We start from the raw sequence: 13,294 nt of genomic DNA, 5'->3' as shown, positions 1-13,294 counted from the left end.
ACCCACGGGGACGCTTTTGCCTTGAGAAGGCGAAGACTGCGACCCGAACGACGACAGGAAGGACAGGATCGTGCTGATTTCGCAGATCAGGAACGAAGACGGATCGATAACGGTCGCGGTGCGCTTGCCCGGAGAAACCGCGCATGCGGTCAAGGGCGCCGCAAGCGTCTATGCCCTGGCGATGGAAGCGGCCAATGCCGGGCGCAGCCTGAAGGAGACGATCGAGGCCAAGGGTCTCGGGGCCGCCGTCGACCTCGACAAGGCCTATGCGGCGGGACGCTTCCTGCCGCCGATCACCCATCCGGATCCGGCGCACCTGCACCTGACCGGCACGGGCCTCACCCATCTCGGCTCCGCCGCGACCCGCGACGCCATGCACAAGAAGACGAGCGAGGCGGCCGAGGAAACGCTGACGGACTCGATGAAGATGTTCCGCATGGGGCTCGAAGGCGGCAAGCCGAAGGCCGGCGAGATCGGCGTGCAGCCGGAATGGTTCTACAAGGGCAACGGCACCAGCGCCGTGGCCCCCGGTGCTGCGCTCATCTCGCCCTCTTTTGCCGAGGACGGCGGCGAAGAGCCGGAAATGGCCGGCATCTACGTGATCTCCGACAAGGGGGTGCCGTGCCGCATCGGCTTTGCCGTCGCCAACGAGTTCTCCGACCACAAGACCGAGCGGGTCAACTATCTCTGGCTGGCGCATTCGAAGCTGCGGCAGGCGAGCTTCGGTCCGGAAATCCGCATCGGCGCAGCGCCGGAAGATATCCGCGGCATGTCGCGGATCCTGCGTGGCGGCAAGGTACTGTGGGAGAAACCGTTCCTGTCTGGCGAAGCCAACATGTCGCACAGTTTCGCCAATCTTGAGCATCATCATTTCAAGTACGCACTGTTCCGCCAGCCGGGCGACATCCACGTTCACATGTTCGGGACGGCGACGCTCTCCTTCGGCGATGGCATGCGCACCGAGGAAGGCGACGTGTTCGAGATCGAGGCGTCGGGCTTCGGCCTTCCGCTTCGCAACGCCCTTGCCATCGCCGCGGAAGAACAGGTCGCCATAAGCCAGCTCTGACACATCTCCTAAGCGCGACCGTTCACCCGGAGCGGTCATGCGCCTTTATCAAGGAGGCTCGAAGCCTATGACATTGCACCAGAACCTGATTGCCGGCGAATGGGTCGGCGGCGACGGGGTTGCCAACATCAACCCGTCGAACACCAATGACGTGGTGGGCGAATATGCCCGCGCCTCGGCTGACGATGCGCGGGCGGCGATCGCGGCCGCAAGGAAAGCATTTCCCGCCTGGTCGCGCTCCGGCATCCTCGAGCGCCATGCGATCCTGAGGAAGGCCGCCGACGAGATCCTCGCCCGCAAGGACGAGCTCGGAAAGCTCCTGTCGCGCGAGGAAGGCAAGACGCTGGTCGAAGGCATCGGCGAGACCGTGCGTGCCGGCCAGATCTTCGACTTCTTCGCCGGCGAGTGCCTGCGCCTGGCTGGCGAAGTGTTGCCGTCGGCGCGGCCCAATATCGGCGTCGAGATCACCCGCGAGCCGGTCGGCGTCGTCGGCATCATCACCCCCTGGAACTTCCCGATCGCCATTCCCGCCTGGAAGATCGCCCCGGCGCTCTGCTACGGCAACACCGTCGTCTTCAAGCCGGCCGAACTGGTGCCCGGCAGTTCCTGGGCGATCGTCGACATCCTGCATCGCGCCGGCCTGCCGAAGGGCGTGCTCAACCTTGTCATGGGCAAGGGCTCGGTCGTCGGCCAGGCGATGCTCGACAGCCCCGATATCCACGCCATCACCTTCACCGGCTCGGTCGGCACCGGCAAGCGCGTCGCTGCCGCCTCCGTCGAGCACAATCGCAAGTACCAGCTGGAGATGGGCGGCAAGAACCCCTTCGTCGTGCTCGACGACGCCGATCTTTCTGTGGCGGTCGAGGCGGCGGTCAATTCCGCCTTCTTCTCCACCGGCCAGCGCTGCACCGCGTCCTCGCGCATCATCGTCACCGAAGGCATTCACGATCGTTTCGTGGCGGCCGTGGGCGAACGGATGAAAGGGCTGACGATCGATGATGCGCTGAAGGCCGGCACCCATATCGGCCCGGTGGTCGACGAGAGCCAGCTCAACCAGGACACCGATTACATCGCCATCGGCAAGCAGGAAGGCGCGAAGCTGGCTTTTGGCGGCGAGCTTCTGAAGCGCGACACGCCCGGCTTCTACCTGCAGCCGGCGCTGTTCACCGAGGCGACGAACGCGATGCGCATCTCCCGCGAGGAGATCTTCGGGCCGGTCGCCGCCGTCATCCGCGTCCGCGACTACGACGAGGCGCTCTCGGTCGCCAACGACACGCCCTTCGGCCTGTCCTCCGGCATCGCCACCACCAGCCTCAAGCATGCGACCCATTTCAAGCGCAATGCCGAAGCCGGCATGGTGATGGTCAACCTGCCGACGGCGGGCGTCGATTTCCACGTGCCCTTCGGCGGCCGCAAGGGCTCGTCCTACGGCTCGCGCGAGCAGGGACGCTACGCCGCCGAGTTCTACACCACCGTCAAGACGGCCTATACCCTGGCCTAAGGGAAGCCGTGCAGGGCCCGCGTGATCTGCGCGGGCCGCTCAAGGAAGGAAAAGATGAAGAAGAAAGCTGAGTGGCCGCGCAAGCTCCGTTCCCAGGAGTGGTTCGGCGGTACGGGCAAGAATGCCATCATGCATCGCTCCTGGATGAAGAACCAGGGTCTGCCCGCCGACACGTTCGACGGGCGGCCGATCATCGGCATCTGTAACACCTGGTCGGAGCTGACGCCGTGCAACGCGCATCTGCGCGACCTTGCCGAGCGGGTGAAGCGCGGCGTCTACGAGGCGGGCGGCTTCCCGGTTGAGTTTCCGGTGTTCTCCGTCGGCGAAAGCACGCTGCGCCCGACGGCGATGATGTTCCGCAATCTTGCGGCGATGGACGTGGAAGAGGCGATCCGCGGCAATCCGGTCGATGGTGTCGTGCTGCTCGGCGGCTGTGACAAGACCACGCCGAGCCTGCTGATGGGGGCTGCCAGCGTCGATATCCCGGTCATCCTCGTTTCCGGCGGCCCGATGCTGAACGGCAAGTGGCGCGGCAAGGACGTCGGCTCCGGCACGGCGATCTGGCAATTCTCGGAAATGGTGAAATCCGGCGAGATGTCGCTGACCGAGTTCATGGATGCGGAACAGGGCATGGCCCGCTCGGCCGGAAGCTGCATGACCATGGGCACCGCTTCCACCATGGCCTCGATGGCGGAAGCCTTGGGAATGACGCTGCCCGGCAATGCGGCGATCCCCGCGGTCGACGCACGTCGGCGGGTGATCTCGCAGCTTTCCGGCCGCCGCATCGTCGAGATGGTCAAGGAGGACCTGAAGCCCTCGGACATCCTAACGAAGGAAGCCTTCGAGAATGCCATCCGCGTCAACGGCGCCGTCGGCGGCTCGACCAACGCCGTGCTCCACCTCCTGGCGCTTGCCGGCCGCATCGGCGTCGACCTGACGCTCGACGATTGGGATCGCCTCGGCCGCGACGTACCGACGATCGTCAACCTGCAGCCGTCGGGCAAATACCTGATGGAGGAGTTCTATTACGCCGGTGGCCTTCCGGTCGTGATCAAGGCCGTCGGCGAAATGGGCCTCTTGCATAAGGAGGCGCTGACGGTCACCGGCGATACGATCTGGACCGACGTCAAGGATGCGGTGAACTACAACGACGACGTCATCGTGCCGCGCGACAAGGCACTGACCAAGTCCGGCGGCATCGCGGTGCTGCGCGGCAACCTGGCGCCGAAGGGCTGCGTCCTGAAGCCGTCCGCCGCTTCGCCGCACCTGATGCAGCACAAGGGCCGCGCCGTCGTGTTCGAGAGCATCGAGGACTACCACGCCCGCATCAATCGCGACGATCTCGATATCGACGAGACCTGCATCATGGTGCTGAAATATTGCGGCCCGAAGGGTTATCCCGGCATGGCCGAGGTCGGTAATATGGGCCTGCCGCCGAAAGTCCTGAAGAAGGGCATCACCGACATGATCCGCATTTCCGATGCGCGCATGTCCGGCACGGCCTATGGCACGGTGATCCTGCACACCGCACCGGAGGCGGCCGATGGCGGTCCGCTGGCGCTCGTGGAGAATGGCGACATGATCGCCGTCGACGTGCCGGCTCGCACCATCCACCTCGAGGTTTCGGATGAGGAACTGGCTCGCCGTCGCGCGGCCTGGGTGTCGCCGGTGAAGCCGCTTGCCGGTGGCTATGGCGGCCTCTACGTCAAGACGGTCATGCAAGCCGATACCGGCGCGGATCTGGACTTCCTCGTCGGTCCGCGCGGCGCGGACATTCCGATGAACCGCGACAGCCACTGATTTTTCTGGCTGTTGGAATGCAATGCCGCACCGCTTGTCGGTGCGGCATTTCCATTTTTGATCCGATCGATCGAAAGAGTGCGCAAGCTTTGCGCGCCATCGCGAAAGTTACCGGTCTTATGACTGGCTCTGACTCTGGCTTTGCTGCTGTTCGACCGTCACCGATACTTTGAGCGTCTCCTTGGCTTCGCCATGGATCAGGCCCGATATAGGCGCGGCGTCGCGGTAGCAGAGGCCAGAGGCGATCCGGACATAGCGGTCGTTGGGGCAAATCTTGTTGGCGGCGTCGAAGCCGACCCAGCCCAGTCCGTTCAGATGAATTTCCGCCCAGGCGTGGCTCGCCGTTTGGTCAGGCTGACCCTCCATCATCAGATAGCCTGAGATGTAACGGGCCGGCAGGTCGAGCGAGCGCGCCGCCGCGATCAGGATATGGGCGTGGTCCTGGCAGACGCCGCGGCCGCTTTCCAGCGCATCCTCGGCCGTCGTCTCCGCATGGGTCTCGCCGGGCTTGTACTCCACCGCCTCGTGGATCGTCGCCATCAGCGCATGCATGCGGGCAAGATCGGTATCGCCCTCGGCAGATTTCGCCAGTTCCCGGATCAATTTGCCGGCCTTGGTCAGAGGCGTTTCGCGGGCATAGAGCCACAGCGGCACGTAGGACTGATGCGGGCCGAAGACGCCGGCGCGGTCCTCCGTATGGACCTCGCCGGAGGCGGTGATGCGGATCGCCTCGCGGTCGCCGTCGACGCTGACCAGGTGAACCCGGTTGCCGAAGTGATCGTCGTAGCTCACTTCGATCGCGGCGCCGTCAACCAGCGTCTGCCAGCCGAGCACGGTCTGGCCAGGCTGCGTCAACGGCGTTAGCCGCAGGCGCTGCAGCGCGTATTGCACGGGCTCGTCATAGTGGTATTCGGTCGTGTGGCTGATCTTCAGGTGCATGCCATCCTCCCGAACTCAATAGAACCGGTAACCGTCGGAGATTTCCTGTCCCAGACGGTTGTTGTGGCTGATGAAGCCTTCGAGATATTCGTGCAGACCCTGGTCCATGATGTCCTTGATGGACTGGCTGCGCAGCGATGCGAGCGTGCGGTCGGCCGTGTCGTGGGCGGCGTGGCGCTCGCCATATTCCCGCTCGAGATAGCCGAGGTTGCTGGCGATCTTCTCGTAGCAATAGGCTAGCGAACGCGGCATGCGGCCGTTGGAAATCAGGAAGTCCGCGATATTGGCGGGGCGAAGCTCGGCATCATAGACCCAGCCGTAGGCGCGGTGCGCCGAGACCGACCGCAGGATCGATTCCCACTGCACATTGTCCATGGACGAGCCGACGGCGGCGACCGCCGGCAAAAGCACGTAGTATTTCACGTCGAGGATCCGGGCGGTATTGTCGGCCCGCTCGATGAAGGTGCCGATGCGCGAGAAGTTGAAGATCTCGTTTCTGAGCATCGTGCCGTGGAATGCGCCGCGGATGAGACCGGCGCGGCGCTTGATCGTGTCGATGATCTCCGGCATGTCGGTCGGACGCGCCTTCTTGGAAAGCATCGCCTTCATCTCGATCCAGCATTCGTTGGTCGCTTCCCAGGTCTCACGGGTGAGCGCCGTGCGCACCATGCGGGCGTTGTGGCGGCCTGCCTCGATGCAGGACATCACACTCGACGGATTGGCGCGGTCGCGCAGCAGGAAGTCGATCGCGTCGATGCTCGTCAGCTTGTCGTGCACCTCGTCATAGTTTTCGCGCACGCCGGCGCTTTGCAGCACGCCGTCCCAATCGTCTTCGCTCGCTTCGCTGCGCGTCAGCGACATGCGCAGGCCGGCATCGATCAGCCGGGCGCCGTTTTCCGCGCGCTCGATGTAGCGGAACATCCAGTAGAGGCCGTTTGCAGTTCTTCCCAGCATCTCTCAGTCCTCCAGCACCCAGGTGTCCTTGGTCCCGCCGCCCTGGCTGGAATTCACGACGAGCGAACCGGCCTTGAGCGCCACGCGCGTCAGGCCGCCGGGGATGATCTGCACCTTGTCGGAGACGAGGACATAGGGGCGAAGGTCGACGTGCCGGGGCGCAATGCCCTTGTTGACGAGGATCGGTACGGTGGAGAGGGAAAGCGTCGGCTGGGCGATGTAGTTGTTGGGGCGGCTCTTCAGCTTTTCCGCAAAGACGGCGCGCTCCTTCCTGGTCGCCGTCGGTCCAACCAGCATGCCGTAGCCGCCGGAACCGTGCACTTCCTTGACCACCAGCTCTTCCAGATGTTCGAGCACGTATTTCAGGCTCTGCGGCTCGGAACAGCGCCAGGTGGGCACGTTTTCGAGCAGCGGCTTACGACCGGTGTAGAACTCGACGATCTCGGGCATGTAGGAATAGATCGCCTTATCGTCGGAAATCCCGGTGCCGGGGGCGTTGGCGATCGTGATGTTGCCGGCGCGGTAGACATCCATGATGCCGGGAATGCCGAGCGCCGAATCCGGCCGGAAGGTCAGCGGATCGAGGAAGTCGTCGTCGACGCGGCGGTAGAGCACATCGATCGCCTCGTAGCCGCGGGTCGTGCGCATCTTCACCTTGCCGTCGATGACCCGCAGATCCGAGCCCTCGACGAGTTCCACGCCCATCATGTCGGCGAGGAAGGCGTGTTCGTAGAAGGCGGAGTTGTAGATGCCGGGCGTCAGAACCGCGACGCGCGGCTTGCCGCTGCAGCCGGGAGGGGCGAGCGAAGCAAGGCTCTGGCGCAGCAGATAGGGATAGTTCTCGACCGGGCGTACGCGGTTCTGATGGAAGAGTTCCGGGAACATCTGCATCATCGTTTCGCGGTTTTCCAGCATGTAGCTGACGCCGGACGGCGTGCGCGCATTGTCCTCCAGCACATAGAACTGGTCTTCGCCGGTGCGCACGATGTCGGTGCCGACGATGTGGGTGTAGACGCCGCCCGGCGGCCTGAAGCCGATCATCTGCGGCAGAAATGCTTCATTCTTCTCGATCAGTTCGCGCGGGATGCGGCCGGCGCGGATGATTTCCTGCTTGTGGTAGATGTCGTCGAGGAAGGCGTTGAGGGCGATGACCCGCTGTTCGATGCCTTGGGCGAGCTTGCGCCATTCGCGGCCGGAGATGATGCGGGGGATAAGATCGAAGGGGATGAGCTTTTCGGAGGAGTCCGCGTGTCCGTAGACTGCGAAGGTGATGCCGGTTTTGCGGAATATGTTCTCGGCTTCCTTGGATTTCGCTATGAGCCGATTTCTGTCCTGGCTGGCATACCATTCATGATAGGTCGAATATGGCTGGCGCGGACTGCTGTCCGCATTCATCATTTCGTCAAATGCCAAAGGCGTGGTCCCCTTATTTTTGACCATTTGAGTACAACGCTGGTTGCAATGCAAGAAGCGTGCTCAGTCGCCTGAAAAGAAAATTGACGCCTGTTTGCGGGGAAAACTGCCCAACATCCGGGCAGCGGGATCCAGCCGCCGAAAAACTGTGGCTGCCGTTCGGCTACAAAATATGCACATGCTCTAAAATTGGGCTCGGTTCTCGAGGCTAACCGAGCCCAAGGCAGGCGATTGCGAGCGCCGACAGTATGCAGAGAACGAGGAGCGAGAGCAGGGCAGCGGCACTGGCGCGCGGGCCGGCATTAGCGAGCGTGCGGATGTCGACCTCGAGGCCGAGAGCGGCCATGGCGATGACGGTCAGCCAGGTGGAGGCCTTCACGGCGCCTGTCGCGAGCGGATCGGAGATTACACCGCTGTTGCGGGCGATGGCGACGGCCAGGAAACCGAGGATGAACCAGGGAACGAAGTGGGCGACGGTGGCGAGACGCGAACCCGCTTTATGGCGCTCGCCCGGCACGGATTCAGGCTCGGCATCGCGGCCGCCGATCAGCGAGAAACAGAAGACGACGGGGCCGAGCATCAGCACGCGCACGAGCTTGACGAGCGTGCCGACCTGAACCGAGAGCGAACTGAAAGGGCTGGCAGCGGCCAGCACCTGCGGCACGGCATAGACCGTCATGCCGGCAAAGACGCCGTAGCCCTGCGGCGTCATGCCGAGCCAGCCGCCGACGAAGGGCAGCGACAGGACGACGGCGATGCCGAGAATGGCGGTGAACGAGATGGCGGCTGCCACCTCTTCGCCGCGGGCGCCGATCGCGGGAGCAACGGCCGCGATGGCGGAGTTGCCGCAGATGGCGTTGCCGCAGGCGATCAGCGTCGCCAGGCGTTTCGGCAGGCCGAGCAGCCTTGCGATCAGGTAACCGGTCGAGATCGACAGCAACACCATGGAGACGATGGTGGCGAGCAGCGTCGGCCCGCTCGCGACGATCGCGTCGAAGCTCAGCATGGCACCGATCAGGACGATCGCCGTCTCCAGCAGAACCTTGGCGGAGAAATGGATGCCGGAGAGGAAGCGGGCGCCGGGCGTCCAGATGGTGCGCACGATGGCGCCAAGAAGAATGGCAAGAACAAGGGCCTCCAGCCAGGCCCGACCTGTCCAGCGCCACTCGATCCATTCGAGGCCGATGGCCGCGAGCGCGACGAGACAGCAGAGGAAAAGTCCCGGAAGAATACACGTCAGACGGGAAATGGAGGATGAAAGAGCGAAGCGGGATGTGGGATGCAATCTGGACATGGCGCGCAACCTACGCCGATCCATGAATCAGTCTAACGGATTATTCTTGTCATTCTGATCGATTTTTGAGATTGATCTGCCATGACACTCGATCAGCTTAGAATCTTCGTCGCGGTCGCCGAGCGCCTGCACATGACCAAAGCCGCCGAGGCGATGAACGTCACCCAGTCGGCGGCAAGCGCCGCAATCGCCGCGCTCGAAACCCAGCACGACGTGCGGTTGTTCGATCGGGTCGGCCGCGGCTTGGCGCTGACGGACGCCGGCAAGGCGTTCCTGCCGGAAGCGAGGGCGGTCCTCGCCCGGGCGACGGCAGCGACTGCCTGTCTCAACGATCTCTCGCAGCTTCGCCGCGGCGAACTCTCGATTGCCGCAAGCCAGACGGTTGCGAGCTACTGGCTGCCGGCGCGTCTCGCCCGCTTCACCCACGACTATCCGCAGGTCGACGTGAAGCTGACCGTGCGCAATACGGCCGTCGTCGCCGAAGCAGTGGAGGAGGGGACCGCACAGCTCGGCTTCGTCGAAGGGCGGGTCGATGGTGCCAAGCTCGACCATCGCCGCGTCGCGATCGATCGCATCGCGGTCTATGCTTCACCCGCTCATCCGCTCGTCGGCGCCCCGGTCAATCTGGCGATGCTGCTTGCGGCGCGTTGGGTGCTGCGCGAAGAGGGGTCCGGTACGCGGGCAATGTTCCTGCAATCGATGGGTGATCATGGAGCGGACCTCGAGGGGTTGAAGATCGAGCTCGAGCTGCCTTCCAACGAAGCGGTGCTGACGGCTGTCGAAGGCGGTCCGTTCGTGACGGCCGTTTCCCGGCTTGCCGCCCAGCCCTTCGTCGATAGTGGCCGCCTGGTCGAGCTGCCGTTCGAACTCGCGGAGCGCAGCTTCGAACTGCTGACCCATCGTGAAAGACAGTTCAGCCATGCGGCGCGCGCCTTCGTGGAACTGCTTTGAGGCAAATTTCGTTTTGCTCGCGCGGCTGCAACGCGGGAAAATGGGCAATCCTTGTAGGGTCTTTCGCTTGAAGAGGTGACCATGGCATTCGAAATCGTCGAGAGACCCGCACAGCGTATTGCCGGTGCCTTCTGGGAAGGGACTTTCGTCGAGGCGGCCGATGGCGCCGTACGCCGGCTGATCGCCGAGATGCAGGAGCATCACAGGCGCCTTCACCCCAGGGATCATGCCGCCTTGGTCGGCCTTTCCTGGAACGGCCGACCGGACGGTTTCCGCTATCTCGTCGGTTATGTCTCGGACGAGGCCGAGGCGACGGTTCACCCCGGGCATGTCGACCTGCCGCAGATGCGCTTCGCCACGGCCTTGCATCATCCGGAGAGCGGCGACGTTTTCGCGCACTACCAGAAAATGTTCGATTGGATTGCGGCCGAGGGGTACGCGGTCGACACGGCCCTGCTGCACTATCGCGAAGAGTACGAACCCGGGTTCGTCTCGCTGTCGCTTTCCCCGCTGCGGCTGATGGTTCCGATTGGCTGATGCTTGCCATCAGAAAAATTGCTTTGACCATCAATGGGGTCACGGATACTTGCATGAGTGCTCAAATCAGAGGGTTTGAGCAGAAATCAACGGCAGATCAAAGTGTTATAGCGGCTTCGAGCCATCCCGGAAGGCGCGTTGTATTGCTTTGCCCTTTCGCCACCGTCACCCCGATAGGCTCATTATGCTCGCCCGCCTGGCCCCCGCCATCTTCGTTCTGCTCTGGTCGACCGGCTGGGTCGTCGCGAAATATGCGGCGGTTTATGCCGATCCGCTGACCTTTCTGGTGCTGCGCTACACACTGGCGATCGCGCTCTTCATCCTGTTCTGTGTCGCGACCGGCGCCCGATGGCCGAAATCGTGGGCGGTAGCCGGCCACGCCGTGGTGTCGGGCATGTTCCTGCATGGACTCTATCTCGGGGCGGTCTGGTGGGCGATCGGCGAGGGCGTGCCCGCTGGCATTTCCGGCATCATTGCCGGCCTGCAGCCGCTGATGACGGCGGTCACCGCCGCCTTCGTCATCGACGAAAAACTGACGATCCAACAAAAGCTCGGGCTGGTGCTCGGCTTCTTCGGCATTGCTCTTGCGGTGCTGCCGAAGGTGCTGGCGATCGATACCGGTGCGACGCCGATCCATCTCCTGCCCGTCATCGTCAACGTGCTCGGAATGGGCGCCGTCACCTACGGCACGCTCTACCAGAAGCGCCATCTGCAGAGCGGCGATATCCGCACCATCGCGGCCCTTCAATATCTCGGCGCGCTGATCGTCACAGTTCCGCTGGCGCTGCTGCTGGAGGACCTGCATGTCACCTGGAATCTTCAGGTCGTTGCGGCGCTCGCCTGGTCGGTGCTGGGGCTTTCGATGGGGGCGATCGCGCTGCTGCTCTATCTCATTCGGCGTGGCCAGGTGTCGCGCGCGGCATCGCTGATCTATCTCGTGCCGCCGCTTGCGGCGGTGCAGGCGGCTATTTTCTTCGGCGAGGCGCTGACCCTGCCGATGATCATCGGAACGGTGATCGCCGTTGCCGGGGTCTATCTCACCAACCGCAAGCAACGGGCATAAAGCATGTCGCGCAAAAGTGTGCGGCGGTTTTGCGATAACGACATGCGAATAACCAGAAACTCAAACGGCGGGCCGAAACGACCCGCCGTCCGTATCGACGATTTCTAGTCTAGGGATCAGCCCTGGTGGCCGCGGCCGCCGCCGGCACCACGGCGCATGCCCTGGCCACCGTCGCGGCGCTCGCCGCCACCGCGGTTGTCGTTGCGGCCGCCATGGTTGCGGTCACGCCGTTCGCCCTGCTTCTGGCCGGGGCGACCATGGTGCTTCTTGCCTTCGTGGTTGCGGTTACCCTCGCCACGGCCGTCGTTCTGCGGATGGCCATGGTCACGGCGCTCCTGCTTCTGCGGGCGGCGTTCGTCGCGCAGCAGGTCATCGCCGGTGAAGCCGCTGGTGACGGCAATCGGTTCTCCGGCCGGGCGTTCACGACGCGGGCGACCGCCGTTCTGGTGCTGGCCGCCGCCGTTGCCCTTGCGATGGCCATTGCCGCGGCCGCTGCGGCTTTTAGCGGCGCGTGCCTGGTCGGCCGGCGCTTCGCCGCTGGCAACGGCGATAGAGATGCCCATCAGCTTCTCGATGTCACGCAGCAGGCGGATTTCGTCCGGTGCGCAGAAAGCGATCGCGATGCCGTCGCGGCCGGCACGGGCGGTGCGGCCGATGCGGTGAACATAGGCGTCGGGCACTTCCGGCAGGTCGTAGTTGTAGACGTGGGTGACGCCGGGGATGTCGATGCCGCGGGCGGCGACGTCGGTCGCGACCAGCACGCGGATTTCGCCGTCACGGAACGCCTTCAGCGCGCGCTCGCGCTGGCCCTGGCTCTTGTTGCCATGGATCGAAGCGGCCTTGAAGCCGACGTGGTCGAGATGCTTCATCAGCTTCTCGGCGCCATGCTTGGTGCGGCTGAAGATCAGCGACAGGCCGTCCGGATTGTCGGTCAGCGACTGCTTGAGGATCTGCGTCTTCAGGTCCTTGCCGGGCACGAAGTGCACATACTGCTCGACCTTGTCGGCGGCCTTGCCCGGAGGCGTCACTTCGACCTTGACCGGGTTGGTCAGATATTCACCCGCGAGATCCGCGATCTGCTTCGGCATGGTCGCCGAGAACAGCAGCGTCTGGCGGGTCTTCGGCACGAGCTTGGAAATCTTGCGCAGGTCGTGGATGAAGCCGAGGTCGAGCATCTGGTCGGCTTCGTCGAGCACGAGGTAGCGCCCCTGCGTCAGTGTCACGGCCTTGCGGGCGACGAGATCGAGCAGGCGGCCCGGCGTTGCGACCAGGATATCGACGCCGCGGGCGAGCTGTTCGGTCTGCTTGTTGATCGAGACGCCACCGACGACGACGCCGATCTTCAGCGGAGACTTCTTGACGAAGAGCTTGAGGTTGGCAGCGATCTGGTTGACCAGTTCGCGGGTCGGAGCGAGCACGAGGGCGCGGATGTTGCGGGGGTCAGGACGTCTGCCTTCGGCAACGAGCTTTTCGATCATTGGCAGGCCGAAGGCGGCCGTCTTGCCGGTGCCGGTCTGGGCGAGACCGATGAGATCGTTGCCCTTCAGCACCTGCGGAATGGCCTGCGCCTGGATCGGCGTCGGTTTTTCGAAGCCGTTGGCGGACAGGGTGTCCAGAATGTGCTGGGAGAGGCCGAGATCTTTAAAGGTGGACAAATGCATATACCTTTTGGGGGCGCCAAACGCATTCGCCGGAACCGCATCCTTGCTGTTCCGGTGTCGTTCGGCGTCAAGAACCCCGCGTGAATTGGGAACTTGTGGGTTAAAGAAAGTCGTC

The 13,294-nt window shown here is 63.8% G+C and carries 11 protein-coding genes; 6 read left to right on the top strand and 5 right to left on the bottom strand.

Features of this window, described 5'->3' with window-relative positions:
• Positions 1-70 precede the first annotated feature (70 nt).
• From araD1 to araD, 3 genes are all read left to right on the top strand, one after another.
• Positions 71-1,066 (top strand): AraD1 family protein, encoded by a 996-nt coding sequence (araD1, locus tag ACQ5BM_RS22920; RefSeq protein ID WP_429816354.1) that lies wholly within the window; start codon positions 71-73, stop codon positions 1,064-1,066.
• Positions 1,067-1,133: 67 nt separating this feature from the next.
• The gene (locus ACQ5BM_RS22915; protein WP_429816351.1) at positions 1,134-2,567 is read left to right on the top strand and encodes an aldehyde dehydrogenase family protein; all 1,434 of its coding nucleotides are present in this window, start codon (positions 1,134-1,136) and stop codon (positions 2,565-2,567) included.
• A gap of 54 nt (positions 2,568-2,621) precedes the next feature.
• Complete coding sequence (araD, locus tag ACQ5BM_RS22910) at positions 2,622-4,367, top strand: L-arabinonate dehydratase (protein ID WP_429816349.1); 1,746 nt, start codon at positions 2,622-2,624, stop codon at positions 4,365-4,367.
• Between the two features lie 117 nt (positions 4,368-4,484).
• Here araD and ACQ5BM_RS22905 read toward each other — a convergent pair whose 3' ends face one another.
• The 4 genes from ACQ5BM_RS22905 to ACQ5BM_RS22890 form a co-directional block, all read right to left on the bottom strand.
• Positions 4,485-5,306, bottom strand: a complete 822-nt coding sequence (locus ACQ5BM_RS22905; RefSeq protein ID WP_429816347.1) for a transglutaminase family protein — start codon at positions 5,304-5,306, stop codon at positions 4,485-4,487.
• A gap of 15 nt (positions 5,307-5,321) precedes the next feature.
• Complete coding sequence (locus ACQ5BM_RS22900) at positions 5,322-6,260, bottom strand: alpha-E domain-containing protein (RefSeq protein ID WP_429816345.1); 939 nt, start codon at positions 6,258-6,260, stop codon at positions 5,322-5,324.
• 3 nt (positions 6,261-6,263) lie between these two features.
• On the bottom strand, positions 6,264-7,658 hold the full coding sequence (locus ACQ5BM_RS22895) for a circularly permuted type 2 ATP-grasp protein (protein WP_429816653.1): 1,395 nt from the start codon (positions 7,656-7,658) through the stop codon (positions 6,264-6,266).
• Positions 7,659-7,881: 223 nt separating this feature from the next.
• Positions 7,882-8,967: a YeiH family protein gene (locus ACQ5BM_RS22890; RefSeq protein WP_429816343.1), complete on the bottom strand. Its 1,086-nt coding sequence runs from the start codon at positions 8,965-8,967 to the stop codon at positions 7,882-7,884.
• 81 nt (positions 8,968-9,048) lie between these two features.
• Here ACQ5BM_RS22890 and ACQ5BM_RS22885 point away from each other — a divergent pair, with 81 nt between their 5' ends.
• The 3 genes from ACQ5BM_RS22885 to ACQ5BM_RS22875 all read left to right on the top strand — a co-directional run bounded on the left by ACQ5BM_RS22885 (position 9,049) and on the right by ACQ5BM_RS22875 (position 11,518).
• Entirely contained in the window at positions 9,049-9,918 is an 870-nt protein-coding gene (locus tag ACQ5BM_RS22885; protein WP_429816341.1) for a LysR substrate-binding domain-containing protein, read from the top strand.
• A gap of 81 nt (positions 9,919-9,999) precedes the next feature.
• Positions 10,000-10,455: a GyrI-like domain-containing protein gene (locus ACQ5BM_RS22880; RefSeq protein WP_429816338.1), complete on the top strand. Its 456-nt coding sequence runs from the start codon at positions 10,000-10,002 to the stop codon at positions 10,453-10,455.
• 184 nt (positions 10,456-10,639) lie between these two features.
• Positions 10,640-11,518 (top strand): DMT family transporter, encoded by an 879-nt coding sequence (locus tag ACQ5BM_RS22875; protein ID WP_429816337.1) that lies wholly within the window; start codon positions 10,640-10,642, stop codon positions 11,516-11,518.
• A gap of 116 nt (positions 11,519-11,634) precedes the next feature.
• Here ACQ5BM_RS22875 and ACQ5BM_RS22870 read toward each other — a convergent pair whose 3' ends face one another.
• Positions 11,635-13,173 carry a DEAD/DEAH box helicase gene (locus ACQ5BM_RS22870; protein ID WP_429816335.1) on the bottom strand — a complete coding sequence of 513 codons (1,539 nt, stop codon included), beginning with the start codon at positions 13,171-13,173 and terminating at the stop codon, positions 11,635-11,637.
• Between the last annotated feature and the right edge of the window lie 121 nt (positions 13,174-13,294).

Source organism: Ensifer sp. B1-9 (assembly GCF_050474445.1).
In the GTDB taxonomy this organism is placed as follows: Bacteria; Pseudomonadota; Alphaproteobacteria; order Rhizobiales; family Rhizobiaceae; genus Ensifer.
The sequence above is the reverse complement of the archived record's forward strand: the minus strand, read 5'-3'. Positions and strand labels throughout refer to the sequence as shown.

Bases quoted from the DNA above. Each gene is read 5' to 3' on its own strand.
- ACQ5BM_RS22915 (WP_429816351.1), top strand. From the start codon at position 1,134: ATGACATTGCACCAGAACCTGATTGCCGGCGAATGGGTCGGCGGCGAC.
- araD (WP_429816349.1), top strand. From the start codon at position 2,622: ATGAAGAAGAAAGCTGAGTGGCCGCGCAAGCTCCGTTCCCAGGAGTGG.
- ACQ5BM_RS22905 (WP_429816347.1), bottom strand. From the start codon at position 5,306: ATGCACCTGAAGATCAGCCACACGACCGAATACCACTATGACGAGCCC.
- ACQ5BM_RS22900 (WP_429816345.1), bottom strand. From the start codon at position 6,260: ATGCTGGGAAGAACTGCAAACGGCCTCTACTGGATGTTCCGCTACATC.
- ACQ5BM_RS22895 (WP_429816653.1), bottom strand. From the start codon at position 7,658: ATGATGAATGCGGACAGCAGTCCGCGCCAGCCATATTCGACCTATCAT.
- ACQ5BM_RS22890 (WP_429816343.1), bottom strand. From the start codon at position 8,967: ATGTCCAGATTGCATCCCACATCCCGCTTCGCTCTTTCATCCTCCATT.
- ACQ5BM_RS22885 (WP_429816341.1), top strand. From the start codon at position 9,049: ATGACACTCGATCAGCTTAGAATCTTCGTCGCGGTCGCCGAGCGCCTG.
- ACQ5BM_RS22880 (WP_429816338.1), top strand. From the start codon at position 10,000: ATGGCATTCGAAATCGTCGAGAGACCCGCACAGCGTATTGCCGGTGCC.
- ACQ5BM_RS22875 (WP_429816337.1), top strand. From the start codon at position 10,640: ATGCTCGCCCGCCTGGCCCCCGCCATCTTCGTTCTGCTCTGGTCGACC.